General features: G+C 70.9%; 25 protein-coding genes and 1 pseudogene. 12 read left to right on the forward strand and 14 right to left on the reverse strand.

Annotated features, from left to right (window positions below):
* Window positions 1-46 precede the first annotated feature (46 nt).
* A complete protein-coding gene (locus J1C47_RS12610; protein ID WP_207351124.1) occupies window positions 47-721 on the forward strand; it encodes a GNAT family N-acetyltransferase in 675 nt (224 codons plus the stop codon).
* A 790-nt stretch (window positions 722-1,511) separates the two neighbouring features.
* Here the strand turns inward: J1C47_RS12610 and J1C47_RS12615 are convergent.
* Both J1C47_RS12615 and rpsU read right to left on the reverse strand, forming a co-directional pair.
* A complete protein-coding gene (locus tag J1C47_RS12615; RefSeq protein ID WP_245396535.1) occupies window positions 1,512-2,315 on the reverse strand; it encodes a tetratricopeptide repeat protein in 804 nt (267 codons plus the stop codon).
* Between the two features lie 409 nt (window positions 2,316-2,724).
* Window positions 2,725-2,949, reverse strand: coding sequence for a 30S ribosomal protein S21 (gene rpsU / locus J1C47_RS24015; RefSeq protein ID WP_207351126.1), 225 nt, complete (start codon window positions 2,947-2,949; stop codon window positions 2,725-2,727).
* Between the two features lie 232 nt (window positions 2,950-3,181).
* On the opposite strand from rpsU, the gene J1C47_RS12625 reads away from it, so the two are divergent.
* Both J1C47_RS12625 and J1C47_RS12630 read left to right on the forward strand, forming a co-directional pair.
* A complete protein-coding gene (locus J1C47_RS12625; protein ID WP_207351127.1) occupies window positions 3,182-4,045 on the forward strand; it encodes a hypothetical protein in 864 nt (287 codons plus the stop codon).
* Between the two features lie 198 nt (window positions 4,046-4,243).
* Window positions 4,244-5,122 carry a hypothetical protein gene (locus J1C47_RS12630; RefSeq protein ID WP_207351128.1) on the forward strand — a complete coding sequence of 293 codons (879 nt, stop codon included), beginning with the start codon at window positions 4,244-4,246 and terminating at the stop codon, window positions 5,120-5,122.
* Between the two features lie 80 nt (window positions 5,123-5,202).
* Here J1C47_RS12630 and J1C47_RS12635 read toward each other — a convergent pair whose 3' ends face one another.
* From J1C47_RS12635 to J1C47_RS12655, 5 genes are all read right to left on the reverse strand, one after another.
* A complete protein-coding gene (locus J1C47_RS12635; protein WP_207351129.1) occupies window positions 5,203-7,419 on the reverse strand; it encodes a hypothetical protein in 2,217 nt (738 codons plus the stop codon).
* A complete protein-coding gene (locus tag J1C47_RS12640) occupies window positions 7,416-7,874 on the reverse strand; it encodes a biopolymer transporter ExbD (RefSeq protein ID WP_207351130.1) in 459 nt (152 codons plus the stop codon). The genes J1C47_RS12635 and J1C47_RS12640 overlap by 4 nt, the downstream gene beginning before the upstream one ends.
* The gene (locus tag J1C47_RS12645; protein WP_207351131.1) at window positions 7,871-8,311 is read right to left on the reverse strand and encodes an ExbD/TolR family protein; all 441 of its coding nucleotides are present in this window, start codon (window positions 8,309-8,311) and stop codon (window positions 7,871-7,873) included. Before J1C47_RS12645 ends, J1C47_RS12640 begins: the two co-directional genes overlap by 4 nt.
* Window positions 8,312-8,314: 3 nt before the next feature.
* Window positions 8,315-9,031, reverse strand: a complete 717-nt coding sequence (locus J1C47_RS12650; RefSeq protein WP_207351132.1) for a MotA/TolQ/ExbB proton channel family protein — start codon at window positions 9,029-9,031, stop codon at window positions 8,315-8,317.
* Window positions 9,032-9,170: 139 nt separating this feature from the next.
* Window positions 9,171-9,701, reverse strand: coding sequence for a hypothetical protein (locus J1C47_RS12655; protein WP_207351133.1), 531 nt, complete (start codon window positions 9,699-9,701; stop codon window positions 9,171-9,173).
* Window positions 9,702-9,832: 131 nt separating this feature from the next.
* Here J1C47_RS12655 and J1C47_RS12660 point away from each other — a divergent pair, with 131 nt between their 5' ends.
* Both J1C47_RS12660 and J1C47_RS12665 read left to right on the forward strand, forming a co-directional pair.
* The gene (locus tag J1C47_RS12660) at window positions 9,833-10,279 is read left to right on the forward strand and encodes a DUF1036 domain-containing protein (RefSeq protein WP_245396536.1); all 447 of its coding nucleotides are present in this window, start codon (window positions 9,833-9,835) and stop codon (window positions 10,277-10,279) included.
* A gap of 139 nt (window positions 10,280-10,418) precedes the next feature.
* Entirely contained in the window at window positions 10,419-12,899 is a 2,481-nt protein-coding gene (locus J1C47_RS12665) for a peptidoglycan DD-metalloendopeptidase family protein (protein ID WP_207351134.1), read from the forward strand.
* Window positions 12,900-12,957: 58 nt separating this feature from the next.
* On the opposite strand, the gene moaB is transcribed toward J1C47_RS12665, so the two are convergent.
* The 4 genes from moaB to J1C47_RS12685 all read right to left on the reverse strand — a co-directional run bounded on the left by moaB (window position 12,958) and on the right by J1C47_RS12685 (window position 17,734).
* A complete protein-coding gene (gene moaB / locus J1C47_RS12670) occupies window positions 12,958-13,506 on the reverse strand; it encodes a molybdenum cofactor biosynthesis protein B (RefSeq protein WP_207351135.1) in 549 nt (182 codons plus the stop codon).
* A gap of 43 nt (window positions 13,507-13,549) precedes the next feature.
* Window positions 13,550-14,509 carry a 4-(cytidine 5'-diphospho)-2-C-methyl-D-erythritol kinase gene (locus tag J1C47_RS12675; protein ID WP_207351136.1) on the reverse strand — a complete coding sequence of 320 codons (960 nt, stop codon included), beginning with the start codon at window positions 14,507-14,509 and terminating at the stop codon, window positions 13,550-13,552.
* Between the two features lie 35 nt (window positions 14,510-14,544).
* The gene (locus J1C47_RS12680; protein ID WP_342591976.1) at window positions 14,545-16,443 is read right to left on the reverse strand and encodes a tetratricopeptide repeat protein; all 1,899 of its coding nucleotides are present in this window, start codon (window positions 16,441-16,443) and stop codon (window positions 14,545-14,547) included.
* Between the two features lie 274 nt (window positions 16,444-16,717).
* The gene (locus J1C47_RS12685; RefSeq protein WP_207351137.1) at window positions 16,718-17,734 is read right to left on the reverse strand and encodes a polyprenyl synthetase family protein; all 1,017 of its coding nucleotides are present in this window, start codon (window positions 17,732-17,734) and stop codon (window positions 16,718-16,720) included.
* A gap of 325 nt (window positions 17,735-18,059) precedes the next feature.
* Here J1C47_RS12685 and J1C47_RS12690 point away from each other — a divergent pair, with 325 nt between their 5' ends.
* The 4 genes from J1C47_RS12690 (at window position 18,060) to J1C47_RS12705 (ending at window position 20,564) form a co-directional block, all read left to right on the forward strand.
* The gene (locus tag J1C47_RS12690; protein WP_207351138.1) at window positions 18,060-18,287 is read left to right on the forward strand and encodes a putative signal transducing protein; all 228 of its coding nucleotides are present in this window, start codon (window positions 18,060-18,062) and stop codon (window positions 18,285-18,287) included.
* A gap of 51 nt (window positions 18,288-18,338) precedes the next feature.
* Window positions 18,339-19,220, forward strand: coding sequence for a tRNA1(Val) (adenine(37)-N6)-methyltransferase (locus J1C47_RS12695; protein WP_207351139.1), 882 nt, complete (start codon window positions 18,339-18,341; stop codon window positions 19,218-19,220).
* 128 nt (window positions 19,221-19,348) lie between these two features.
* Complete coding sequence (locus J1C47_RS12700) at window positions 19,349-20,218, forward strand: S49 family peptidase (protein ID WP_207351140.1); 870 nt, start codon at window positions 19,349-19,351, stop codon at window positions 20,216-20,218.
* 163 nt (window positions 20,219-20,381) lie between these two features.
* Window positions 20,382-20,564 carry a hypothetical protein gene (locus J1C47_RS12705; RefSeq protein ID WP_207351141.1) on the forward strand — a complete coding sequence of 61 codons (183 nt, stop codon included), beginning with the start codon at window positions 20,382-20,384 and terminating at the stop codon, window positions 20,562-20,564.
* Between the two features lie 130 nt (window positions 20,565-20,694).
* On the opposite strand, the gene bla is transcribed toward J1C47_RS12705, so the two are convergent.
* Window positions 20,695-21,579, reverse strand: a complete 885-nt coding sequence (gene bla, locus J1C47_RS12710; protein WP_245396537.1) for a class A beta-lactamase — start codon at window positions 21,577-21,579, stop codon at window positions 20,695-20,697.
* A gap of 142 nt (window positions 21,580-21,721) precedes the next feature.
* Between bla and J1C47_RS12715 the strand changes: the two genes are divergently transcribed.
* Together J1C47_RS12715 and J1C47_RS12720 are read left to right on the forward strand one after the other, a co-directional pair.
* On the forward strand, window positions 21,722-22,594 hold the full coding sequence (locus J1C47_RS12715; RefSeq protein WP_207351143.1) for a LysR family transcriptional regulator: 873 nt from the start codon (window positions 21,722-21,724) through the stop codon (window positions 22,592-22,594).
* A gap of 253 nt (window positions 22,595-22,847) precedes the next feature.
* A complete protein-coding gene (locus J1C47_RS12720) occupies window positions 22,848-23,852 on the forward strand; it encodes a glycine--tRNA ligase subunit alpha (protein ID WP_207351144.1) in 1,005 nt (334 codons plus the stop codon).
* On the opposite strand, the gene J1C47_RS12725 is transcribed toward J1C47_RS12720, so the two are convergent.
* Together J1C47_RS12725 and J1C47_RS12730 are read right to left on the reverse strand one after the other, a co-directional pair.
* Complete coding sequence (locus J1C47_RS12725) at window positions 23,849-24,277, reverse strand: type II toxin-antitoxin system VapC family toxin (protein ID WP_207351145.1); 429 nt, start codon at window positions 24,275-24,277, stop codon at window positions 23,849-23,851. The two genes, J1C47_RS12720 and J1C47_RS12725, sit on opposite strands and share 4 nt — an antisense overlap.
* On the reverse strand, window positions 24,274-24,525 hold the full coding sequence (locus J1C47_RS12730; RefSeq protein ID WP_207351146.1) for a type II toxin-antitoxin system prevent-host-death family antitoxin: 252 nt from the start codon (window positions 24,523-24,525) through the stop codon (window positions 24,274-24,276). The genes J1C47_RS12725 and J1C47_RS12730 overlap by 4 nt, the downstream gene beginning before the upstream one ends.
* Before the next feature lie 108 nt (window positions 24,526-24,633).
* Here J1C47_RS12730 and J1C47_RS12735 point away from each other — a divergent pair.
* A pseudogene (locus J1C47_RS12735) lies at window positions 24,634-24,783 on the forward strand (glycine--tRNA ligase subunit alpha); the annotation flags it as partial.
* Window positions 24,784-24,971: the final 188 nt, after the last annotated feature.

Genomic DNA, 24,971 nt, shown 5'->3' on the forward strand with positions numbered 1-24,971 from the left:
GCGCCGGCAGGAGAGACCCGCCGGGGGGATTTGAGGAAGCGTTGCGATGAGCCAAGCCGAAGCCTGTCCGATCGTCGTGCCGGCGGGGCGCCCCGGGCGCGTCGTCCTCGAAGGCCGCTACGTCCGGCTGGAGCCCATTGATCCGGCGCGGCACGCCGCCGACATCCTCGCGGCGGTCGGCGGCGAGGCGGCCGAGCGCCGCCATCTCTGGCTGCCGGACCATCCCCCCGCGGATCTGGCCGACATGCTCGCCTGGGCCGATCGGGCGGCTGGGTCCGAGGACCCGCTGTTTCACGCCGTGATCGACCGCCTGACCGGGCGGGCCGGCGGGCGGCAGGCGCTGATGCGGATCACGCCGGAGCACGGCGTCGTCGAGATCGGCAACATCCTGTGGGGCGAGGGGATCGCCGGCACGCGCATCGCCACCGAGGCGCTTTTCCTCGCCGCCCGATACGTCTTCGAAACGCTCGGCTATCGCCGCTTCGAATGGAAATGCAACGACCGGAACGAGCCGTCGAAGCGCGCGGCGGAGCGGTTCGGCTTCGCCTTCGAGGGCATCTTTCGCCAGCACATGGTGGTGAAGGGGGAGAACCGCGACACCGCCTGGTTCGCCATGCTCGACCGCGACTGGCCGCGGCTGAAGGCGGGCTACGAGGCCTGGCTGGCGCCGGAGAACTTCGACGCTGAAGGACGGCAGACGCAGCGCCTGCGCCTCGGCTGAGCCGGGCAGCGCGGCCGTCAGGGTCCCGTTCGGGGACGCGACCTCGCCGCGCCGGCTCTCCCGAGACGCGGCAAAAGCATGGCTTCGCCGCTTCCGGCACCGCTTCGCGACGGCTCTCTCAACGCGCGCCGTCATCCTCGGCCTCGTGCCGAGGATCTACCGTCGCATGCGGCATCCGATCCGGTCGCGGAGAGGCATCCCCGGCACAGATCCGTCGCTTCGACGGCAGTAGATCCTCGGCACAAGGCCGAGGATGACGACGTGTGAAGGTTGCTGCCTCTTCCGGCACCGCGCCCGTCGTGTCGGTCACTGACAGACGCGACGGAAGAATGGTTTCGCCGCTTCCGGCACCGCTTCGCGACGCCTCTCCCGAGACGCGCCGTCATCCTCGGCCTCGTGCCGAGGATCTACCGTCGCCGGCGACATCCCATTCCTGTCGCGGAGGGGCATCCCCGGCACAGATCCGTCGCTTCGACGGCAGTAGATCCTCGGCACAAGGCCGAGGATGACGACGTGTGAAGGTTGCTGCCTCTTCCGGCACCGCCCCGTCGTGTCGGTCCTGCCGAACATGTTGGGAGAATGGTTTGGCCGCTTCCGGCGCCGCTTCGCGACGCCTCTCCCAACACGCGCCGTCATCCTCGGCCTCGTGCCGAGGATCTACCGTCGCCGGCGGCATCCCATTCCTGTTGCGGAGGGGCATCCCCGGCAGCGATCCGTCGCGTCGATGGCAGTAGATCCTCGGCACGAGGGCTAGGGGATGACGACGTGTGAGGGTTTCGGCGGCGCCCGATCAGCTCCGGGTGCGGGCCAGGCCGTCCTTCGCCGGCCGGTAGCCGGGGTTCAGCTGCGAGGCCCGTGCATAGGACTTGAAGGCCCGGCTCTTGTCGCCCTTGCGCTCGTAGACCAGCGCCTGGTTGGTCCAGTATTCCGCCTTGGTGTCGTCGAGGCGCAGCGCGGTGTTGAAGTCCTCGAAGGCGTTGTCGTCGTCGCCGAGGGCGAGATAGGAGACGCCGCGCGCCGAATAGGGCTCGGCGGCGCTGGGCTGCAGCGAGATCGCCCGGGAAAAGTCCTCGATCGCCAGCTTGTGCTGGCCGTCGAGCTGATAGAGCAGGCCGCGGTTGTGATAGGCGCGCGGATCGGACGTGCCGAGATCGATCGCCTTCTGGAAGTAGTTCAGCGCCTCGCGGTTGCGCCCGGCCACCCGGTAGACGTTGCCGAGCCCGATATAGGCCGAGCCGTAGTTCGGGTTGATCTGGATCGCCTTGGTATAGTCGGCCGCCGCCTTGCCCGGATCGTTGATCTGGCGATAGACCAGCGCGCGATTGGCGTAGGCCTGGTAGAAGTTCGGATCGAGCTGGATCGCGCGGTTGAAGTCGGCGATGGCGCTGTCGTAGTCGCCGGCCCGGCCATAGGCGGTGCCGCGGACGTTGTAACCCTCGGGATCGGAGGGGTTAGAGTCCACCGTCGCGCTCAGCGAGGCGATGTTCTGCTCGGTGCCCTGGTTCTTGTCGAGCGAGATCGCCTGGATCGCCGCGACGTCGGAGCCGGTCTGGCAGCCGGCGAGGACAAGGGCCGCAAGCAGCGCTCCCGACATGCCCCGACGCCCGCCCCACCATGTGGGCACTGCAGGGCGTCGGCGATTGGCGTCAGGCGTCGGGCGCTCGGTCATCGGCATGTCGTGTGGATTTCGTCCGGCTGTTGCGTGGGAGAATTTCTTACTATCTCGCACAAGCGGCCGAATTTTGAAATCGTTCCCCGCCGAACGGGCCAGGACTGTGGCGCAGCCAACCCACCCGCTGCCCGATCGCTGCCTGCGGCGAAATCGTCTGCCGGGCTCCTAGAACCGCCCGGGCTCCGGCGCATCGGCGCGCCGCCAGACTGTCGCGGATCGCCGCGGACAGGCGAGGGGCGGCGAAACGACGCGTGCCGTCGTGACGGGGATCATCGCATCGCGCCGCCGCGACACGCGAAGCAGCGATGCTGTCGATGACGCTGCGGCAGAATCAGTGGACGCGGCCGCCGGCGGTCAGCCCTTCGCGCTGCGCGCGCTTGCGAGCCAGCTTGCGGGCGCGGCGGACCGCCTCCGCCTTTTCGCGGGCGCGCTTCTCGGAAGGCTTTTCGTAGAAGTTGCGCATCTTCATTTCGCGGAAGATGCCCTCGCGCTGCATCTTCTTCTTCAGCGCCCGAAGCGCCTGATCCACATTGTTGTCGCGGACGAGTACCTGCACCGAGTTTTCCGTTTGTAGCGCTAGGAAATATTGTTCCGACAGCCCGTGCCGTTCCTGTGAGGCACCGCGCCCCGCAAGTCGGGCTCCGTTAGCAGATCGTCGCGCATCTGTCGAGATGCGAAGCCGGCCTGCCGGCAGCGAAGGTCAGCCGGTCAATGTTCCGGCGCTGGCATTTCCGCCGACGAGTCGCTACGCACGGTTTCGGGGGTCGAATCCAGGGCGCGGGATCGCAGTGACGTCGAAAGCAACGGCAATCTTCAACTGGAGAGCGACGGCGGCGGGCGGCGCCCCCCGCACGATCCCATGGGAGGCGATCGCCGCCGGCGTCCTGGTCGCGATCCTCGTCGAAGTCACCGCCGCACTTGCCGGCTTCGGCCTCTTCGACGATCTTCTCGCCACCGGCAGCGGGCCGAACGCCGCGCCGCTCCTCTCGCCGGCCGGCCTCTTCTGGGTCGTGGCGGCCCCGGCGGCTTTCGCCGCCGGCGGATTTGCCAGCGCCCGGCTCGCCGACGCGGCCGGTGCGCGCGAGGCGGCGCTGTGCGGATTGCTGACCTTTTCCACCGCCCTTCTCGTCACCGTCCTCGTCCAGGCCGAGCGGCCGCCGGCCCTCGTCGGGCGAAGCCTCGGCCCGGTCGGTGCCGCGGTCTCGTCGCTCGCAACCGCGGCGCGGCTCGAGGCGCCGCGGCATGCCGGCGGATCGCCCGCGCTGCCGCGCGAGGTGCAGGCGTTCCTCGACCGTGCCAATGCCGGCCGCAGCCAGCAGGCGAGCGAAGCCGAGACGGCGGCGGCCTATGCGACGATCCTTGCCGGCATCGCGGAGACCGCGGATGCCGGGGCGGTCGGCGCTGCCGTGACCGCGATCGAGACGGCGTCGGGGATGGCGCGCTCCGCAGCAGAACGGCGGCTGCTCGACTGGCAGAGGCAGAACGACCGCGACCTGCGCATTGCCCGGCGTGCCGCCGACCGCGCCGCCGGCGAACTCGCCGCCGGTTGCTTTACCGCCTTCCTGGCGCTTCTCGCCGCGCTGCTGGCGGCAGTCGCGGGCGGCCTCGTCGGTCGGCCGCGCGAGCGGGCACTGGAGATGCTCGCGTCATGACGCTAAGGAAGACGACGGCCGTAGCGGGCATTGCGTCCGCAGATGCGTATCGAGGGTTGCGGCTCGCGCCCGATGCGGGGCGCATCGCGGCGGCCGAGGAAACAGCCGGCGACACGCCGGCGCCAATCTCAACGAGGGGAGGCGGGCATCGCTGATCTTTCCGGTATCGGGCGCGAGAGGCGCCACGGTGAAACACGGGTGAGCGAGCTCGGCCGCGAGCGGGCCGCCACACCCGTCGGGACGCTGCGCCGGATCTCCTGGGGCGGCATCGTCGCCGGCGCGATCCTGGCGCTGATGATCCAGTTCATGCTCGGCCTGTTCGGGCTTGGGGTGGGGCTTTCCACGGCGACCGGCGCGCCCGGCGGCATTCTGTCGGTGGCGGGAATCTGGGCGGTCGTCGTCGTCCTCGTCGGGGTGTTTGCCGGCGGCTTCGCCGCCGCGCGCTTTGCCGGCATTCCCTCGGCGGTGGACGGCGCGCTGCACGGCATCGTCACCTGGGCGGTCACGGCACTTCTCGCCCTCTATCTCCTGACCAGCGGCGCAGCGGGCCTCGTCGGCGGGGCCTTCGGCGTGCTCGGCCAGTCGGTCGACGACATGGCGCGGGCGGCCGAGGCCCTGGGGCCGGCATCGGCGAGCCTCGGCGCCTCGCTCAAGGCGAATTCGGCGCAGCTCTTCGCGCCCGCCGAGGCCGGCGCCGACGGCGCAGCCTCCGGCGAGGCGGCCGCGCCCGAGGGTGCCGCGACGCCGCAGGACCGCGACGCGGCCTATTCGGAGGTCCTCGACGCCGCGGCGGCGAAGGGCGACGGCGAGGCGCGCAACACGGCGATTTCCGCGATCGCCCGGACGGCGGGCGTCGGAAGGGCCGAGGCCGAGCGCCGCTTCGACGCCTTCGCCGAACGCTACGGCAAGGCGCAGGCCGCCGGCGAGGCGGACCGGCAGGCGGCGGCGAGCCGGCTGGCGCGGGCGTCGTTTTCGGCTTTCGTCGCGATGCTGCTCGGCATGGCGGTCGGCGCCGCCGGCGGCGTCATCGGCCGGCCGGGACGCGGCGCCGGCGAGGGACGCTCCGCGCGGCACTGAGCGTCCGGCGGGATAAAGGGGTCAGGACGTCGGGCGGGCGGCCGGCCGCCCGGTCTGGCACGGTCTCGGCCGGCAAGCCCTCACCGATCCTTGACGAAGAAATGGTCGACGGCGAATTCGCCCCTGAAGCCTTTCGACCGGAGGGCGTCGGCCAGCGAAGGGAAGAACCGCCCGGCCGGCTCGCCCGGCTCGCCCTCGTCCGGATGGACGAGGCTTTCGGGCAGCGCCATCGCGATGACCAGCTGGGCGCTCTTGGCCGGTGCGCCGGAAAGGCTGACCGGAACGGAGAAGCGCGCGGCGGCGCCGTCGCGCTCGACAAAGGCCGACAGCGGCAGGACCGTCCCCTCGTCGTCGACGAGGAGGAGATCGAGAGCGTCGGTCGCGCCGAGGCCCTCGACGCTGCCGGCGAGCCTGCCGCCATCCGCGATCCTCCGATCGTCGAGCCTCAGCCGCAGACGGTAGTCCGGATAGCCGGGACGCTCGGCCAGGAAGGCGAGGGCGCTGCATTGCGCGCTCCCGACCTCGCCGACGTCGATGAGCAGCTTGCGGAACGCGTCCGGCGACTTTTCCAAAAGAACCGTCGCGAAGTCGTCGATCCGTTCGGGATCGTCAGACAGGGCCGACAGCCGGGTGCCGGCCGGCGACGGATCGCCGTTGGTGAGCGCCGCGAAACAGTCGCCGCCGGAATAGTCCGAGACGAGCCGCGACAGAAGCAGCCGGGCGGCATTGGCCGAGGCCTCGGCAGCGCGGTCGCCGCTGCCGAGCGGCGCCTCGCTCGGCACGATCGTCTGGCGCTCGGGACGGCGGGGTTCGAGCGTCGCGACGGCGGCCGGACCGGCGCGGCCGGCCGGCGCGACCGGGCCCGCGCGCTCGCTTCCGGAAAGCGCCTGCGGCGCGACCCGCTCGGCGGCCGAGAAACGGGGCGCGGAGCCGTCCGATCCCGTCGCCCCGCCGGCGGTCGTGTCTGGGGATCTTGCTGAGACGACGAGACCGCCGCCTGATCCCGAAGGAGCGATGCGTGCGGGGTCGGGGCGGTTACCGGCCTCGATGACGGCGCCCTGCCGCGCCGGGAGCACCGGCCGTGCCGACGAGGTCGGCGCGAGCGGCGTCGCTTCGGCAAGCCTCGGCGCTTCCTCGCCGGCTCCGGACCGGTCGGCCGGCTGCGGCGCGGCGCGTTCGACGACGACATCGGCGCCGGTGGGCTTTCGACGCGCCGCAACGGTTTCCGCAGCAGGGTCGATCTCGGCGACCGCCGCTGCCGCGGCGGGCGGCACGAGGCCGGCAATCTCCGATCGTCGGGCGATCCCGGGCACCACGATGGCGGCGCCCGACCCGGTCGCCTCCGCCCGCCGGGCAGCGACGACGCTCGCCGGCGCGGCCCGTGGCACGGCGATGCCGTCGGGCACGGCGTCGGGCGCGGCGAAGCGCGTCGTCGCCGTTTCGGGCGTCGGCTCGCCGCGGGTCGCCACCGCGGCAGGGATCGCCTGCAACGGCTCGAAGGCCTGCCGCTCGCTGGCGGCGACGCTTGGTGCCACCGGCGCCGGCCGTTCCGACGACGCGACGACCGCCGCCGCGGCCTCCGGGGCGCGCCGTCGCGCAGGGTGCGGCGCTGCCGGCGCGATTTCGCTGCGCTCGCGCAGCTCGGGCACCTGCTCCCGCTGAGCTGACGGCTCAAGGATCGCGGCGGACGTCGACGCGGCTTCGCGCTCCGCCGCCCGGGGGGAGAGGGTCGTATCCGCGGCCGCCGCGGACAATGCCGTTTCGGTCTCGGACGGCCCGGTCCGCAGCGGCGCGACCCTTGCCGCGAACTCCGGCTGGAAATGCTTCGTCGCGACGCCCGATTCCGGCTCTGCCTCCGCCAGCGCTGCCGGCCGCTCTGCCGGCGGGCGCGCTTCCTCCGCCGGAACGAGCCGTGCGGGGGTGCCCTCGTCGTCCGCCGGATCCAGCCGTTCCCGGGCCGCCTCCGGGGCGAGCGGTGCGGCGGCGGGGTCTTCCGCCGCTTCGAGGGGCGTCGCCGTCCGTCCGGCGATCCGGTCCGTCGGAACGACCGCCTGCGGCGTTGCGGCGGCGGGCGCGGCGCGGGCGGCGCGGTGCGCCTCGACCGGTTCGGCGACCGTAGCAGTCGGTCGCCCGGCCTCCTCACGCGTCTCGGGAACCGCCTCGACGGTGACCGTCGTCTCCCGGCGTTCGTGGCGTTCGGCCTGCGGCAGCAGCGCCAGGAGAAGCGCCAGGCCGGCGGCGTGGAACGCCAGCGAGCCGGCGCCGGCGACGATCCAGAGGCGGCGTCCCGGCCTCATGGCGAGGCTCCGGCATCCCGCTGGCCGGTCTTCATGACGACGAGCGTCGTCGCGGCGCCGGCGGCGGCGGCCTCGCCGAGGATCGCGACGAGGGTGCTCGCCGGAAGATCGCGCGCCGGCAGGACGTAGAGCGTCGCGCCGCGCCCCTCCTCCGGTCGGCGGAGCGCCGCGACGGCACCGGCGAGCGCCTCGCGGGAGAGAGCCTTGCCATTGAGGCCGAGCGAGCCGTCGCGCGCGATCGACAGCAGCGGCCGCGGCAGCCGCTCGCCGGCTCCCGTGCCAACATGGGCCGGATCGATGTCGGCCTCCTCCGGCGCTGCCAGCGTGCCGGCGACGAGGAAAAAGAGAAGAAGCAGGAAGACGACGTTGATCGTCGGGATCGCCGCGTCGGCCCGCGGCCGCCGGCCGCGCCGGCGCAGGACGGTGCCTCCGAGGCGGGGCCGGTCCGCGATCATGACGGGTCCGCCCCGCCGCCGGGTCCCGCGATCAGCCTGACCGCGGCGATGCCGGCGCCGCGCAGCGCGTCCAGCGCCGCGGCAACGTCTTCCGCGCTCGCGCTGCGGGCGGTGACGACGAGCACCGTTTCGATGCCCTCCGCCTCGAGGCGGGCGGCCTCTGCGGCGAGGTCGCCGAGCGGCAGGCGGCGGGCGTCGATCCTGACGCTGCCGCGCGAAAGGACGAGCGTCGCCTCCGGTTCAGGGCCGGCCGCCGGGGCGGGCGCCGCGACGCCGGACGGGCGATCTCCCGCCGCGACGCCGTGGCCGGTGACGGGGATGAGGCCGAACGGTGCAATCCGCGAGGAAAGCGCGAAGAAGATGACGAGCAGGAAGATGACGTCGACGAGCGGGGTGAGGACGAAGCGTCTGACGGCCCTTTGCCGCGGCGCGCGCATCGCTCAGCGCGGCCGGGCGAGCGCCCGCTCGAGCAGGCCGCCCCCGGCGCGGGAATCGGCCGCCGTCTCCGCCTCGCCGGCCGGGGCGGCCCGCGACGCCCGGCCCCGCTCGCCATGGACGGTGCGGATGATCAGCCCCTCGATCGCCCGCGTTTCGGCATCGAGGGCGGCGTCGAAATAGGCGGCGGCGAAGAAGAACGGGATTGCGACGACGAGGCCCGCCGCCGTGGTGATCAGGGCGGCGAAGATGCCGCCCGAGAGCAGCGCCGGATCGATCGCCCCCTCGCTGCCGGACATGGTGAAGAACACCTGGATCATGCCGAACACCGTGCCGAGCAGGCCGAGCATCGGGGCGGCCTGGACGATCGCGTCGAGAAGCGGCAGGTGCCGCGACAGCCGGGCGAGGCCGTCGATGGCCGCCTCCTCGGCGAGCGCGCTCGCCCGCTCGCGGGCTTCCCGGCCGGGCGGCATGTCGGCAAGGGCGCTCCGGGCGGCTGCAAGCACGATGTCCCGCAGCGTCGCCTGGCGCCGGCGGCCGGAACGGGGCGTGCCGATCCGCCCGACGCTTGCGGCCCTGAATTCCGCCGCCTTGACGATCGTCACGGCGACGCCGGCGACCGACAGCGCCAGGAGCACGATCAGGATCGGTCCGGCGCTGGAGCGAAGCTGCGATGCGACGATCTCCCACATGACGTTCAGCCCGGCTCCTGCGGTTTCCAATTCCGGCCAATGCCTTCGCGGCGGCGGCCGCATTGCCGCCGCGCCGCCGATGCCCGCGACCGAAGGCGATCCGCCGCCCCGGCCTCGCCGCCCGGCCCCGCCCGCGGGCCGGGGGCGATCATGGCCGGAACGCCGTCCCTCACGTGTCGAAGGTGATCGCGGTCCGCGAGGTCGGGCGCAGCGCGTCCATGCACAGCGTCGAGGCGCCGGCGCCCGTGTCGCATTCCGAAACGTCGTTGACGAGGATGCGCGAGATCGCCCCGCAGGCCTGGTCGGCGAGATCGAACTGGACGACCTTGGTCTTGCCCGCCGGAAGCTGGCCGAACTGCAGCACGAGGAAGCGCGAGACGCGTTCGTCCTTGTCGAACACGACGACGTCGTAGGACAGCTTTTCCAGCTGTTGTCCGGTGCGGTTCACCGCGACGTAGGAGAGCCGGCAGACGCCGGCGTCGTCGACGGCGTTGTTGAGCTCGAGGCTGAGCCCGGCCTCGGCCTTCGCCGCCTGGGCTGCGGCCTCCTCGGCAAGAGCGCCGGGGCCGGCCGCCGAGAGCGCGAGGCCTGCGCCGAGGACGATCGCCGTCGCCGCCCGCCGGCGGGAGCCGTCGCTCCGCCGCGCCGCCGCCGCTGCAGACCCTTCGCGGAAATGGCCACCCGATCCGACGCCGCTCACCCTCATGCCGTCCTTGCCCCCTTGCTGGAAACTCTCATCAACCCTTGATAGAAGACCTAACACGGCCAACGGACACGGTACAGGTCGCCCATGGCGCGGGTGCGGGCAGAATGAGCGGAGGAGGGGAAGGCTTGCGAAAAGGCCCGGCCGCCGGCATCCGCCGGCCGTCCTGCCGCCGGCTCATACCTGCCGCCCTGCTCTTCTGCGTCGTCGCCATGCCCGCGCCCGCTCTTGCCCAGTTCGTCGTTTGTAACCAGTCCCTCGACGTCGTCAACGTCGCGATCGGCCGCGACACCCCGGAAGGCTTCGCGACCGAGGGCTGGTGGATCGTCGGTGCCAACCGATGCGCCACCACGATCCGCGAGGAGCTTTCAGCACGCTACGTCTACGTCCATGCCAGCGACGTCTTCGGCCGGCCGGTGCTCTACGGCTCGACGCCGATGTGCGTCGGCGCCCGGCGGTTCCGGATCACCGGCGTCGGGGACTGTTTCGCCCGTGGCTATCGCCCGGCGAAATTTCTCGAGGTCGACACCAAGGCGGTGTCGCGCTGGACGCTGTTCTTGTCGCAGCGGCCCTGACGGCCGTCGTCGGCAAGCAGGCCGGCCGGGCGATCCTTCAGGCGCGCCGCAATCGGAGGTAGAGATCATCTTCGCGCTGCGCTAGCATCGCTCCGGCGATGGCGGGCTCGGCGGCGCTCCGCCGCAAAGTGGTGGCAAGGTGCTGAAAGACCAAGCGCAGACCCACGGCATCGACCCGGCCTTCCGCGCCGACCGCGCCGAACGGCAGCGCAGGCGGCGGGCGCGCCGGCTGAAGGCCCGTCTGGCATTCGCGATGCTGCTCGTCGTCGCAGCGGCCGCCGGCTACCTGCTGCTGCCCGCCGGCGAGCCGATCCCGCTCGACGCCGAACTCGTGCCGGTCGCGGAGGATGCCTCCGCCGTCGCCGAGGTCGAGGCGGACCTCGCGGAGGCCGCGATCGCCCGGCCGATGATGCTGGACCTGCCCGGCGACCCCTTGATCGTCACCCTCGGCAGCAGCGCCGGCGCGGCGTCGCGGCTGAAGCGCGTCGAGCGGCCGGAGGCGCTGGCGGCCGCGATTCCCGCCGCCGAACTGACGCTGCTCTCCGACCGGCTGGTGAGCGGCGGCGAGCGGCTGATGGTCCAACTGCCGTCGAGCCAGGCGGATTTCGCCTTTTTCCAGACCCAGCGGACCGGCGCCGACGCGGCGGCGGAAGCCCCTACAGAAGCGCCGGCGACGGCCGGCGACGGCTTCGCCTCGGCAGCTTTCGAGGGAGATGCGGGGGCGGCCGAGGCCGGGCTGGACGATGCCGAGGCCGCCGGCTGGGGCGAGACCGTCGATCGGGGCGAGGCGCCGCTGCCGGAATTTCAGAAGACCCGCATCGAGGATACGACCAGCCTCGCGCGGCTGCGGCCGGAGAGCGAGCGCTTTGCCGAGACGGAGGATCTCGGCGAACGCATTCTGGCGCCGACGGCGATCGCCGGTTTCCTGGCCGAGCGGGGCTTTGCGCCCGAAAGTGCAGGGGCCGCCGCGGCGGCGGCGGAACGTCTGTTCAAGGTGACGGATCTCGCGCCGGGCATGGTGGTCGGCGTCAGGGGCCTGCGATCGGGGCCGGGCGACAAGCTGACCGTCGCCCAGATGTCGATCTATTCCGGCGGCCGCTTTCTCGGGACCCTGGCACGGAGCGACGGGCCGGGCGGCGAGGGCGGCGCCGCCGACGGCTTCGTCGAAGGCGCCGATCCCTTCGCCGGCGAGGACCTCGCGACCGCGGCCGCGCGCCCGTCGACGGGCGGACGCCAGTTCCGCCTGCTCGACGCGATCTATTCCACCGGCATCCGCAACGGTGTCCCGATGACGGTGGTCGGCGAAGCGATCATGCTCCTGTCGAAGGACAACGATCTCGATGCGCTCGCGACGGCCGAAGACCGCTTCGACCTCCTCTTCGAGGCCGGCGACGCCGCTGCCGCCGCACCCCGCATCCGCTATGCCGCGCTGACGCGCTCCGACGGGCCGGTCGCCTGCTTCGTGTTCCGCCCTGCCGACGAGACGCCCGCCTGCGCCGACGGCACCGCTCCGGGCACCGCAAGCGGCGGGCGCGATGCCGCAACGCCCGAGGGCATGGTCGTGCCGGTGAAGGGCGTGATGACCTCCACCTTCGGGCCGCGCCTCCATCCGATCCTGAAGACCGTCCGCATCCACAAGGGCGTCGACTGGGCGGCGCCGGTCGGAACCGAGGTCCATGCCGCCTTCGCCGGAACCCTCGCCTATGCCGGCGACGGCAAGGGCTACGGCAATCTCGTCCGGATCGGTCACGGCGGCGGCCGCGAGACCCGCTACGCCCATCTCAGCCGCTTCGCGCCCGGCCTGAAGGCGGGGCAGGCGATCGCGGCGGGACAACTGATCGGCTATGTCGGCACCACCGGCCTGTCGACGGGGCCGCATCTGCATTTCGAGCTCTATGTCGACGGCAAGGCGACCGACCCGCTCGCGCCGGCGGCGCGCCGCGCTGCAGCGCCCCTCGTCGCGGCGGGGGACGATCCTCCCGCGGCGGGCCCTGCGAGCGGGGCGGTGGATCGGCTCGTCGGCTGGATCGTCCATGTCGAGAGCGGCGGCAACGCCCGGGCGAAGAACCCGCTTTCCAGCGCCGCCGGCCTCGGCCAGTTCATCTCCTCGACCTGGCTGCGGATGATCCGCACCTATCGGCCGGATCTCGCCTCCAGCCTGTCGGAGCGCGAGATCCTCGACCTTCGCTACGATCCGACGCTGTCGCGGGAAATGATCCGCAACCTCGCGCGGGAAGGCGAGGCCTATCTCTCCCGCCGCGGCCACCAGATCACCGCCGGCCGGCTCTATCTCGCGCATTTTCTCGGGATGGACGGCGCCCACACGGTGCTTTCCGCCGATCCGGATGCCGCCGTCGTCAGCGTCCTCGGCCCGGGCGTCGTCAAGGCGAACCCGTTCCTCGCCGGCCAGAAGGTCCGCTACGTCATCGACTGGGCGGAGCGGAAGATGCGCACGGCGCGGGGCGGCGCCGGCGTGCCGGCCCGGGACAGGGCGGCCGGCAAGTCCGCCGCGCCGGCGGTGCCCGAGCCGCCGCGACCGGCGAGCGCGCCGGATCCCGGCTTCCTCGCCTACCGAAAGGCGATCCGGGATCTTTTGGCGGAAAACGGCGTCGGCTCCTGACCGGGCCGGGACACGCCCCCGGCCTTGCGGGTTTTGTGGTGCCTCGGGAAGCGGCCGATCAGGCGCTGCGGCCGCCGCGGCGCAGATGCTCGTCGAGGCGCGGCATGATCTCGACGAAGTTGCAGGGCTTGTGGCGATAGTCGAGCTGATCCTTCAGGATCGCGTCCCAGGCGTCGCGGCAGGCGCCCGGCGAGCCCGGCAGGACGAAGACGAAGGTCGCGTCGAGGACGCCGCCGGTCGCCCGGGACTGGATCGTCGAGACGCCGATCTTCTCGAAGGAGATGCGGTGGAAGATCGCGGAAAAGCCGTCCATGCGCTTTTCGAACAGGGGCTCCAGCGCCTCCGGCGTGACGTCGCGGCCGGTGAAGCCGGTGCCGCCGGTGGTGATCACCACGTCGACCGCCGGATCCTCGCACCAGGCCTTCACCGCCCCGCGGATCGCGCCGACGTCGTCCGGCACGATCCGGCGATAGGCGAGGCGGTGGCCGGCCGCCTCCAGCCGGTCGATCAGCGTCTGCCCGGAGCGGTCGTCCTCGATCCGGCGCGTGTCGGAGACGGTGAGCACCGCGATCGACAGCGGCACGAAGGCGCGTTCGGTCTCGCTCATGGGGTTCTTTTTCCTCTCTTTGCGGACGGGCCGGGCGGAAGGCTCAGGCGGGGCTCCGCGACAGCCACCAGCCGGGTTCTGCGGCGGCGATCCGCCGCGCCGCTTCATCCCTTTCGTCGTCGTCGCCGAAGAGGCCGAAGACCGTGGCGCCGGAGCCCGACATGCGGGCGAAGGCCGCCCCCGCCGCAAGCAGCCGCGCCCGCGCGATCTCGACTTCCGGCGCCAGCGCGCCGGCGGCGAGCGCCAGATCGTTGCGGGTCTCGGCCAGGAAGCCGAGGAGGTCGCCGAGGCTCGAAAAACCATCGGCCGGGACGGGCGGCATCGGCGGATTGTCGCGGCGGCCGAGCATGCGGAACACCGCCGCGGTTTCCACCGCGATCCCCGGATTGACCAGGAGCATCGGGAGCGGCGGCATCGCCGGAAGCGGGCGGATCGCTTCGCCGATGCCGGTGACCAGCGCCGGACGGCCGGCAAGACACATCGGCACGTCGGCGCCGAGACGCAGCGAGGCGGCGGCGAGGGCTTTGCCGACCTCGGGGCCGATCTCGTGCGGAGCGGCCTCGGCGAGGAGGGCGAGAAGCGCCGCGGCATCGGCCGATCCGCCGCCGATCCCGGCCGCGACCGGCAGGTTCTTGGTCAGCGCGACGTCGAGAAGCGGCAGGTGCAGGTCAAAGCGGGCGAACTCCTCGCGCGCCAGCTCGATCGCCGCGAGGACGAGGTTGCCCTTCAGCGCCGGAACGCCCGCCGCGAAGCGCCCGGAGACCGTCAGCCGGTCGGCCGGGCCGCCGACTGACGCCGCCGATTCTTCGCCGGCTTCGTCCTCGCCTGAGCCGAGTGCACGGTCGAGCGGGCAAAGCCCGATCTCGTCGGCGGCCGAATCGTCGAAGACGACGAGGCTCTCGAGGAGGTGATAGCCGTCGTCGCGCCGCCCGACGACATGGAGGGCGAGATTGACCTTCGCGGGCGCCATGCGGCGCGAATGGGCAATGGCTGCGGCTTGCATCGCGGTCGCCCGGCCGATCTCCCGTCCAAGCGGCGTCAGTCGGCCGACTTCGGCGCCTCGCCGCCGCCCGGCGCCGCGGTCGAGCCGGTCGACCCGGCCGCCGGGGCGACGGTAAGATCGCTCGCGGCGCCCTTCGCCTCCGCCTCGGCGCGGGGCGCCGTCTCGCTGCTTTTGGTCTCGGCCTTCTCGGTGTCAGCGCCGGCCGAAAGCCCGTTCTTCAGCTTCGCCTCGATTTCCTTGCGCTGGTCGGCGTCGGGCTCGGGCTTGCCGACGAGGGCGCGCTGCCACTGGAACTTCGCCTCGCGCTTGCGGTCGACTTTCCAGTAGGCGTCGCCGAGGTGGTCGTTGATGGTCGGATCCATCGGCGTGATCAGCACAGCCCGTTCGAGCTGGTCGACGGCGTCCTCGTAGCGGCCGAGCCGATAATAGGCCCAGCCGAGGCTGTCGATGATGTAGCCGTCGTTCGGCCTGAGATCGACGGCCCGCTTGATCATGTCGAGGCCTTCGTCGAGATGGCGGTCCATGTCGACCCAGGAATAGCCGAGATAGTTCAGGACCTGCGGCTGGTCGGGAGACAGTTCGAGCGCCTTCTTGAAGTCCGGCTCGGCCTTGTCCCACATCTTCTGGCGCTCATAGGCGATGCCGCGCTGGTAGTAGAGGTTCCAGTTGTCGGTCTTGTCGGCCTTGGCGAGCTCGATCGCCTTGTTCAGCGCATCGGCCGCCCGGGCATAGTCCTTGTCCGCCGAGAGGACGTCGGCAAGGGCGGTGTGGGCGCGCACGTCGTCCGGATAGTCGCGCACCGCCCGCTCGAGATGCCGCTTGGCCTCGTCCTTCTTGTCGGCATACCAGAGGTCGAGCCCGATCTGCAGGTCGGCGGTGTGGCGGAAGGCCGAGTTCTCCGGCACCGCCTTGTAGTAGGAGATCGCGAGGTCGAGCTGGTCGGCCTGCTCGGCGATGCCGGCAAGCGCCGTCAGCAGGGCCGGGCTGCGCGGATGCAGCGCCCGCGCAAGCTGGAAATAGAGCAGCGCGACGTCGCGGCCGTCGCCGCGGTTGATCGCCTGGCCGAGGACGTAGAGCGTCTCGGCGGCGCCTTCCTGCACCCGCGCCACGGCCGGCTCGATGGTCTCGCCGCGCTCGATCCGCTCGCGCAGGAACGACAGCGGCGTGTAGTTCGGAGCGACCGCGAGCCCGGCGTCGACCGCCTTCAGCGCCGCGTCCTTGTCGCCCTCCCGGGCCTCCAGCCTCGCCAGCGCGTCGGCGGCGCCGAGATAGGCGTCCGGCGAGGTGCGGGCGAGCGTCTGGTCCTTGACGACGTCGCCGAAGGCGGCGCGCGCGACCTGCGGCCGCCCGGCGAGCGAGGCGACGAGGCCCTTCTGATAGCCGTTGAACACCCCGTACCACGGAGCGCCCTTGGTCTGGTCGATCTGCGACAGCGCCTCGTCGACATGGCCGGCGCCGGCCTTCGCCCAAGCGGTCATCTGGGCGAGCAGCAGGGCGTCGAGATCGCTGGGATTGGGGATGGCGAATTCGGCGATCGCCGCTTCGTAGTCGCCCTTCGTCAGGGCATCGACGCCGAGGGTGATGCGCGCGACCTTGGCGACGGTCTCGTCGTCGTGCAGCTTCGCCGCGAGGTCGACGCCCTCCTTGAAGCGGCCGTCCGCCAGATAGGCGAACATCGCGTCCTGCTGCAGCATCGCCGAGGTCGGATCGATCGCCAGCGCCTGGGTGTAATAGTCGGTCGCCGTGTCGAGGTCGCCCGCCGCCTGGGCGGTCTTGGCGGCGAGATAGGCGCCCGAGAGCGAGCCCGCGCTCTCGACCGGAGGCTTCGGCACCGCCGGCATCGCGTCCTGGCCCGCCGACAGCGCGGGCACGACGCCCGCGACCGCGAAGAGAGCCGAGGCCGACAGGATGGTGAAGAGGCGTGAAAGCGTCACGATCGATCCTTTTCTCCGGCACGGCCGGTGCGGTTGTCCTTGCGAGCAGGCCGATTGCGGCAATTGCCGTCGCCATTCGCAGACCGGCCGTCGACGCCGGCATCGAGTGCCGCCTCGCCGGGTGCCGCGATTCCGGCAAGCCCGGCCGCGGCCGAGGTGAAGCGAAGCGGGCGCATTTTGCAAGTCTCTCCGGCGTGTTGCACAAAGACCTTGACCGCATTGCGACGCACGGCCGCCACCGGCGGTCCCGATGCGTCCGGCGCCCGGTGCGGGGTCAATTCAGCCGGTCGATGCAGAACTCGACCACGCCGAGCATCGCCTCGCGTGCCGGCGAGGGCGGCAGGCTGGCGCCGGCGGCCAGCGCTTCTTCGCCATAGTGGCGGGCCCGCCCGACCGTCGCCTCGAGGGCGCCGTGCCGCTGCATCAGCTCGGTGGCGCGGGCGAGCGCGGCGTCGTCGTTCTCGCCCTTTTCCATCGCCGCCTGCCAGAACGCCTTCTCGGAGGCGTCGCCCCTGGCATAGGCGAAGATCACCGGCAGGGTGATCTTGCCCTCGCGGAAGTCGTCGCCGGTGTTCTTGCCGAGTTCGGCCAGCGAGCCGCCGTAGTCGAGCACGTCGTCGACGAGTTGGAAGGCGAGGCCGAGCGACCGGCCGTAGTCGCGCATCGCCCTGCGCTCGGTCTCGCCCTTGCCGGCGAGCACCGGGCCGACCTCGGTCGCCGCGGAGAACAGGGCGGCCGTCTTGGCGTCGATGACGGCGAGATAGTCCTTTTCGCTCGTCGTCATCTGCTTGGCCGCGGCGAGCTGCCACACCTCGCCCTCGGCGATGACCGCGGAGGCCGCAGAGAGAATCGCCAGCGCATCGAGCGAGCCGACCTCGACCATCGTCTTGAAGGCCTGGCCGAGCAGGAAGTCGCCGACGAGGACGCTCGCCTGGTTGCCCCAGATCGTCCGGGCCGTGCGCTTGCCCCGCCGCATGTCGCTTTCGTCGACGACGTCGTCGTGGAGCAGCGTCGCCGTGTGCATGAATTCGACGCTCGCGGCGAGCTTGACGTGGTTCTGGCCGTCGTAGCCGTGGGCGAGGGCGGAGGCGATGGTGAGCATCGGCCGCAGCCGCTTGCCGCCGGAGGAGATCAGGTGTTCGGCGATTTCGGGAATCAACGTCACGTTCGATCCGGCCATGGCGAGGATGAGATCGTTGACGCGCGCCATGTCGGCCCTGGTCAGCGCGAGGATCGGATCGATCGACCCGGATGTCTGCCGCTGTGCGGTGCGGATGGCCAGGCTCACCATGATTCTCCGTTTGCTTGCTGGGGCGGCGCTGCTGCGCTGCCTTAGAGCTTCGAGGCATCCTCCGGCAAGGCCGGCCCGCGGCGGCGCGGTCGCGGGCCGTGCGGCCCGGCCGTCCCCCGAACATGGCACGGCGGCCGCCGACGTCCATCGCGGCCGCGGCCCGTCGGCTGCGGGGCAGCGCCCGGCGCGGCGGCCGGCGAGCCGTCCCCGGGAGCTTTCGGCCGACCTCTCCGGACGCTTTCGGCCTCGACAATTCGCCGCGCCGTCGAAAAGATGTTGCCCGTGCGGCGGCCGTGACCGAAAAGTTGCGGGAAAAGGAGCATTCATGAAGGAACTGATGCGATCGAACGACGCGGTGCTGATCTCTTTCGTCGATGCACTGCTCAACGACGCCGACATCGAGCATTTCGTCGCCGACGTCCATATGAGCATCCTCGACGGCTCGCTCGGCGTCCTGCCCCGCCGCGTCATGGTGGATCCCGAGCGGCTCGACCAGGCCCGCCGCATCCTGCGCGACGCCGATCTCGGCCACGAGCTTTCGGCGGCGGACTGATCGCAGAAGGGGTGTCGAGCGACAGGCGAAAGGCGGCGAGGCGGGTGGGCCATGGGCAGTGATGCGGCGGGCGATGATGCGGCCGGCGAGGCCCCCGACGCCCGCGACGCCGACGTTGCCGATAAAGCCGACGATGCCGTGATCGGCGACAGGCCCGTGCGGCTCGATGCCTTCTGCGGCGGCGGCTTCTCGCTCTATCAGCCGAAGGGCTGGGGCTACCGCTCCGGCCTCGACGCCATGCTGCTCGCCGCCTGCGTCGCAGAAGGTTTCGACGGCCGCATCGCCGATCTCGGAGCGGGCTCCGGCGCCGCCGGCTTCGCCGCCGCGCATCGCGCCCCGGCGGCCCGCGTGACGCTCGCCGAGGTTCAGCCGACCATGGCGGCACTCTGCCGCAGGTCGCTCACTTTTGCAGGAAACGCCGCCGTCGCATCGCGGATCGCGGTCGCCGAGGTCGATCTGCGTACCGCCCGCGGCAGCCGGGAGGCGGCGGGGCTCGCCGATGCCGGCTTCGACCTCGTCCTCACCAACCCGCCGTTCCATGCGCCGGGCGATCGCCGGCCGCCGGATCCGGTCCGCGACCGCGCGCTGTTTGCGTCCGACGACCTGCCGCTGGCGCGCTGGTTCGCGGTCGCCGCGGCGCTTCTTTCGGGCAAGGGGCGTCTCGTCGCGGTGCTGCGCACCGACTGCCTTGGCCCGGCGATCGCGGCGCTCGACGGGCGCTCGGGCGGCCGGCTCGGCGGCGTGACGGTGCTGCCGGTCCACACCCGCGCCGGGGCGCCGGCCGAGCGGATCCTGATCGCCGCCGCCAAGGACTCGCGGGCGCCGCTGACGCTGATCGAGGCGATCGTCCTCAACGATGCCGCCGGCCGCCCGACGCTGCTGTCGGACGCGATCGCCGGCGGCAGGGCGACGCTCGCCCTCGCCGCCCGCTGAGCCGGGAGGGGCGCGGCCGGGGCGGCCGTCCTCCGCTTCGTCAGCCTGCCCCCCGCGTCGCCATTTGCGAAGCCGGTGCGCGTGCTTACATCCTGCCGAAACCGCATCCAGACCACGAGGGCACCCGCTTGGCCAACCCGCTCAAGAAATTCATCCCGAAGCGCTTTCGCCGCGACGGCGTGACGATCCCGGTCGTCAAGCTCTCCGGCACGATCATGGCCTCTGGCTCGGCCTTCCGGCAGGGGCTGTCGATCGCCTCGGCGGCGCCGCTGCTGGAAAAGGCCTTCGGCGACAAGAACGCGCCGGCCGTCGCCATCGTCGTCAACTCGCCCGGTGGCTCGCCGGTGCAGTCGCGGCTGATCTTCAAGCGGATCCGCGACCTCGCCGCGGAGAAGGAGAAGCATGTCCTCGTCTTCGTCGAGGACGTCGCCGCCTCGGGCGGCTACATGATCGCCTGCGCCGGCGACGAGATCATCGCCGACCCGTCCTCCATCGTCGGCTCGATCGGCGTCGTCTCCGGCTCCTTCGGCTTCGTCGAGGCGATCCAGAAGCTCGGCATCGAGCGCCGCGTCCACACCGCCGGCCAGAACAAGGCGACGCTCGATCCCTTTCAGCCCGAGAAGCCGGAGGACGTCGCGCATCTGAAGGAACTGCAGCTCGAGGTCCACGAGACCTTCATCGACCTCGTCAGGACGCGCCGCGGCGCCCGGCTCGTCGAGGACGACCAGCTCTTCTCCGGTCTCTTCTGGTCGGGAAAGCGCGGGCGCGAACTCGGCCTGGTCGATGCGCTCGGCGACATCCGCGAGACGCTGCGGCTGCGCTACGGCGAGACCGTCAAGCTGGAACTGATCGCGCAGGGGCGCACGCTGTTCGGCCGTAAGCCGCGGGGCATCAGCGCCGGGGCGGAGGGCGGCCTTGCGGCGATCGGCGAGGGGCTCGCCGACCGGATCATCGCGAATCTCGAGGAGCGCGCGGTCTGGGCCCGGTTCGGCCTTTGAGCGGGAACCTGACCTCTCCCGGCCGCCCTTGTGCCGGCGGGGGTGGTTGCGGGCAGGCATCAGGCCGGTCGCCGCCGCCGCGCGCCGCAGATGGTGAATTGCCGCGATCGGCGCGGCGGCGCATAATGGCGGTGGAAGCTGCGTATTGGAGATGATCGAAGCGATGCCCCAGCTCATACTTCTGGGCCTCGTCGGAGCCGCCGCCTGGCTCGGTTACAAGCAGATGGCGAAGGATGCCGAGAAGGTGTCGGAGCGCAACCGGCAGACCGAAGCGGAAGTGCGCAACGGCGCCAACGGGACGCTGGTGCGCGGCCCCGACGGCGTCTACCGCGTCCGCAAGGACTGAGCCCGCGCTCGTGGGCGGGCGACACCGGCGCCCGTCTGCTCGAAGCCCTCTGCGACAGCATCGATCGCTGCACCGAAATGCCGCGCAGCACCCGGCCGTTTCGACGGGGATGCGCCTTGCGGGAGGATGGTTACGGCGCGGCGACAAGAGCCATCGCTGCCGCCCCGATCTCCTGAAGCGCCGCGTTGCGCGTGGCGAAGTCGGCATTCCCGTCTGAAATGAAGATGGCGACGATCCAGGGAGCCCGGTTCGGAGGCGTGACCATCGCTACGAGGTTGCGGGTGTGGTCGCCGGCGCCGGACTTGTCCGAGACGGACCATCCGTCGGGCACGTTGCGGCGCAGCAGCGCTTTGGTCACGCCGCCATGGCTCATCCAGTCGGCAAGCCGTTTGCGCGAAGCTTCGTTCAGCGTGTCGCCGAGGAGCATCTCCTGCCATTGCGCGGCCATGGCCGCCGGGGTGGTGGTGTCGCGCGGATCGCCGGGCGAGAAGGTGTTGAGCTCCGGCTCCAGCCTGTCGAGGCGGCTGACCTCGTCGTCCAGCCGGCGCATGAAGGCCGTCACGACCTTCGGGCCGCCGAGCCGCCGGACGAGGAGGTTGGCCGCGGTGTTGTCGCTCATGTCGAGCGCCGCGAGGCAGAGATCGTCGATCGCCATCTTCCCGCCGACCTTCGTCTCGGTCACCGGGGCATAGTCGAGGATGTCGGCGGCGCGCACGGCAAGCTCGTCCGCAAGATCGAGTCTGCCCTCCTCCGATTGCCAGAGAGCCGTTCCGCAGATCGCCGCCTTGACGGTGCTGTTCATCAGGAAGCGCTCGTTTGCGCGATGCGTCCAGGTCCGGTCGGCCCCCGTATCGGTGAGGGCGACGCCGACGCGGGCGTCGAGCGTCTTCTCGACACGGGCGACGACAGCCTCGAGACGGCTCTCGGGCGTCTCGGCTCGGGCGCTCGTCGCGATGAACAGACCGAGGGCGAGCCATGCCGCGACGGGCGGCATGACGGATGCGATGATCCGCATGTTCAAGTCCTTTGAGGAGAGGAGGAATTTCCCGGCTCGCGGCCTCGGGTATGACTTCAAGTCACCATAAGGTCTCTATCGGCCGCTAGCGATAGAGACAAACGACAAATTGTCGGCTGCAATATTAGGTGAGCTCATACCTATGGATCGTCCCGACATTCCCCTCAATGCGCTTCGGGTGTTCGAGGTGGCCATGCGGCAGGGGAGTTTCACCAAGGCGGCAATCGAATTGCGGGTGACTCAGGCGGCGGTCAGCCATCAGATCGCGAGGCTCGAGGATCTCCTCGGCTGCACGCTGTTCCTGCGCACTGCCCAGGGACTGATCGCGACGGACGAGGGACGGGTGCTCTTCCCGGTTCTCGAACATGGCTTCGACGCGATCGCCCGGGCTCTCGACCGGCTGAAGGGGCGACGCTACGGCGAGGTCCTGAAGGTGGGAGTGAACACCACCTTCGCGCTCGGCTGGCTGATGCCGCGCCTTGCGGCGTTCGAGGCCGCCTATCCCGAGGTCGACCTTCGGATATTCACCAACAACAACCGGGTCGAGATCCTGCGCGAAGGGCTCGACATGGCCATTCGTTTCGGGATCGGCGGCTGGACCGGCCACGAGGTGGTGACGATCGTGGAAACGCCGTTTTCGCCGCTTTGTGCCCCGGTCGCTGCCGCGCGCCTCACCCACCCGGCTGATCTCGGCCGCGAAGTGCTGCTCCGCAGCTATCGCAGCACCGAGTGGCCGCTGTGGTTCGAGTCCGTCCATACGCCCTGTCCGCCGATCGCCGGGCCGGTCCTCGACAGTTCCGTCGCCCAGGCGGAACTCGCCGCCGGCGGGGCGGGCGTCGCGCTGCTGCCGGTCGAAATGTTCGACCGCTTCACCGCCGACGGCCGTCTCGTCCAGCCCTTCGGCGCCGCGATCACGCTCGGACGCTATTTCCTCGCCTGGCCGTCGGAGCGGGTGCAGACGCGGGCCATGGCGAGCTTTGCGAACTGGCTGGCGGAGGCGGCGCTGGCCGCATAGCGGCGCTGCCAGATCAGGCCGGAACGCCGGCCGCCGTGAGATGCGGGCCGAGGCGGCCGGCGCTCCTGTCTGCCATCCTTGCCTCCCAAAGCAAGGTCGTCCTCTTGCCTCGAACGACAATCCGGAATTGCGAGCCGCGGCGGGCGCTGCTGCAGGTGCCGCCTTGACCGGCCGCGCGGCGGCGTGGCAACTCGCGGCCGACCCTTTTCGCCCGCCTGCGACCATCCCGCGGGCTCATGCCGGACCGCCCATCATGTCAGACATTGCCCCCCACATGGACCCGCGCCGCTCCTTCCAGGCGCTGATCCTGACGCTGCACCGCTACTGGGCCGATTACGGCTGCGTCGTGCTCCAGCCCTACGACATGGAAGTCGGCGCCGGCACCTTCCATCCGGCGACGACCCTTCGAGCCTTGGGCCCGCGGCCGTGGAACGCCGCCTATGTGCAGCCCTCGCGCCGGCCGAAGGACGGACGCTACGGCGAGAACCCCAACCGGCTGCAGCATTACTATCAGTATCAGGTGATCCTGAAGCCGAATCCGTCGAACCTGCAGGAGCTCTATCTTGGCTCGCTGAAGGCGATCGGCATCGACACCGGCCTGCACGACATCCGCTTCGTCGAGGACGACTGGGAGAGCCCGACCCTCGGCGCCTGGGGTCTCGGCTGGGAATGCTGGTGCGACGGCATGGAGGTCTCGCAGTTCACCTACTTTCAGCAGGTCTGCGGCATCGAATGCGCCCCAGTGGCGGGCGAACTCACCTACGGCCTCGAGCGCCTGGCGATGTACGTCCAGAACGTCGACAACGTCTACGACCTCAACTTCAACGGCCGCAAGGGCGACGAGAAGGTCACCTATGGCGACGTCTTCCTGCAGGCCGAGCAGGAATATTCCCGCTTCAACTTCGAGATCGCCGACACCGGGATCCTGCACCAGCACTTCATCGACGCCGAAACCGAGTGCAAGGCGATCCTCGCGGCGGGTGCTCCGACCGAGGCGGGGGGGCTGCACAAATGCGTGCTGCCGGCCTACGACCAGTGCATCAAGGCGTCCCACGTCTTCAACCTGCTCGACGCGCGCGGCGTCATCTCGGTGACCGAGCGCCAGAGCTACATCCTGCGCGTCCGCAACCTCGCCAAGGCCTGCGGCGAGGCGTTCCTGCTGACCGAGGCGGGCGGGGCGAATTGGAAGGGCCGAGATGAAAGGGAAGCAGATCGAGTAGCGCGCCCGGGCCGTGTTCCGGCAATGCCAGACGCCTAGCCCGGACCCTGCGCGAAGGGATCGATGACCGTGATCTCGGGAAAGCGGAAATCCCGCGTGTTCCTGGTAAGCACCACGAGGCCGTGGACTGCTGCCGTCGCGGCCAAGAGGCTGTCATAGCTCTCGGTGCCTGCCTCGGCCTGCATGGCACCGCAGAGCATCGCCTCCGTCCCACCGAATGGCAGGATGCGGCCGTCATAGGCAGGCAGGACGTTGCCGGTCAGCCAGCGGTCCAGGGCGACGGCATCGTCGGGTGCGCGGCGCTTGAGCCGCAGGATGCCCCGACGGATCTCCATGATGGTGATCGCCGACAGGAAGAAGGCGCGCTGCGGCACCTCCTCGAACCACCGCTGCACGAGCGGATCGGCCCGACGCCCCTTGCGCGCTTCGGAAAGGACGTTCGTGTCGACGAGGTATGTCGTCAAAATGTGACGTCCCGGCCAGATTGGGCAGGGCGCTCGAAGTCGATGTCGATGCGGGCGGCGTCCTCGCTGGCAAGGAGATCGAGCATGGTGGGGCCGGCCTTATCTCCGCTCATCCGCCGGTATTCTTCGTAGGTCATCAGGACGAAGGCCGGCTTGCCCCGATCGGTGACGACGACCGGCGCCACGGCGGCGGCACGCTTCGCCGCCCCGATGTCCTGATTGAGTTCGCGTGACGAGATCGTGGCCATGACCGTCTCCGTGTAGTAACGAAAAAATAGGTTACTACAAGGAGCCGGTCAAGTCGTTCAATCCACGGGTTGGTGATCTAACAGCTTGGGACGACGGCACCCTTGTGGGCGAGCTGTGTCTTCAACCTGCTCGACGCCCGCGGCGTTAGCTCGGCGACTCAGCGCCAGAGCTACATCCTGCGCGTCCGCAACCTCGCCAAGGCCTGCGGCGAGGCGTTCCTGCTGACCGAGGCGGGCGGGGCGAATTCGAAGGGCTGATCGCCCTTTCCGAGGTCGCGCGAAACCGGCCTCAACGCCGATCCTGGTTCAGCACCGTCTGCACATAGGATTCCAGAATCGTAGTGACGGACAGGCGCTCGATCGCCAGCGCGACCCGATCTCGATCGACTGTCCGCGTCGGTGCGATGTCAGGGAAGAAGCCATCTCTCCCGATCCGCGATCCTTTC

Source organism: Jiella sonneratiae, from assembly GCF_017353515.1.
GTDB classification, from domain to species: Bacteria; Pseudomonadota; Alphaproteobacteria; order Rhizobiales; family Rhizobiaceae; genus Jiella; species Jiella sonneratiae.

Excerpts from the sequence above, each read along its gene's own strand:
- J1C47_RS12610 (WP_207351124.1), top strand. The coding sequence starts at position 47 with ATGAGCCAAGCCGAAGCCTGTCCGATCGTCGTGCCGGCGGGGCGCCCC.
- J1C47_RS12615 (WP_245396535.1), bottom strand. The coding sequence starts at position 2,315 with ATGTCGGGAGCGCTGCTTGCGGCCCTTGTCCTCGCCGGCTGCCAGACC.
- J1C47_RS12635 (WP_207351129.1), bottom strand. The coding sequence starts at position 7,419 with ATGAGGCCGGGACGCCGCCTCTGGATCGTCGCCGGCGCCGGCTCGCTG.
- J1C47_RS12640 (WP_207351130.1), bottom strand. The coding sequence starts at position 7,874 with ATGATCGCGGACCGGCCCCGCCTCGGAGGCACCGTCCTGCGCCGGCGC.
- J1C47_RS12645 (WP_207351131.1), bottom strand. The coding sequence starts at position 8,311 with ATGCGCGCGCCGCGGCAAAGGGCCGTCAGACGCTTCGTCCTCACCCCG.
- moaB (WP_207351135.1), bottom strand. The coding sequence starts at position 13,506 with ATGAGCGAGACCGAACGCGCCTTCGTGCCGCTGTCGATCGCGGTGCTC.
- J1C47_RS12675 (WP_207351136.1), bottom strand. The coding sequence starts at position 14,509 with ATGCAAGCCGCAGCCATTGCCCATTCGCGCCGCATGGCGCCCGCGAAG.
- J1C47_RS12685 (WP_207351137.1), bottom strand. The coding sequence starts at position 17,734 with ATGGTGAGCCTGGCCATCCGCACCGCACAGCGGCAGACATCCGGGTCG.
- J1C47_RS12690 (WP_207351138.1), top strand. The coding sequence starts at position 18,060 with ATGAAGGAACTGATGCGATCGAACGACGCGGTGCTGATCTCTTTCGTC.
- J1C47_RS12695 (WP_207351139.1), top strand. The coding sequence starts at position 18,339 with ATGGGCAGTGATGCGGCGGGCGATGATGCGGCCGGCGAGGCCCCCGAC.
- J1C47_RS12705 (WP_207351141.1), top strand. The coding sequence starts at position 20,382 with ATGCCCCAGCTCATACTTCTGGGCCTCGTCGGAGCCGCCGCCTGGCTC.
- bla (WP_245396537.1), bottom strand. The coding sequence starts at position 21,579 with ATGCGGATCATCGCATCCGTCATGCCGCCCGTCGCGGCATGGCTCGCC.
- J1C47_RS12715 (WP_207351143.1), top strand. The coding sequence starts at position 21,722 with ATGGATCGTCCCGACATTCCCCTCAATGCGCTTCGGGTGTTCGAGGTG.
- J1C47_RS12720 (WP_207351144.1), top strand. The coding sequence starts at position 22,848 with ATGTCAGACATTGCCCCCCACATGGACCCGCGCCGCTCCTTCCAGGCG.
- J1C47_RS12730 (WP_207351146.1), bottom strand. The coding sequence starts at position 24,525 with ATGGCCACGATCTCGTCACGCGAACTCAATCAGGACATCGGGGCGGCG.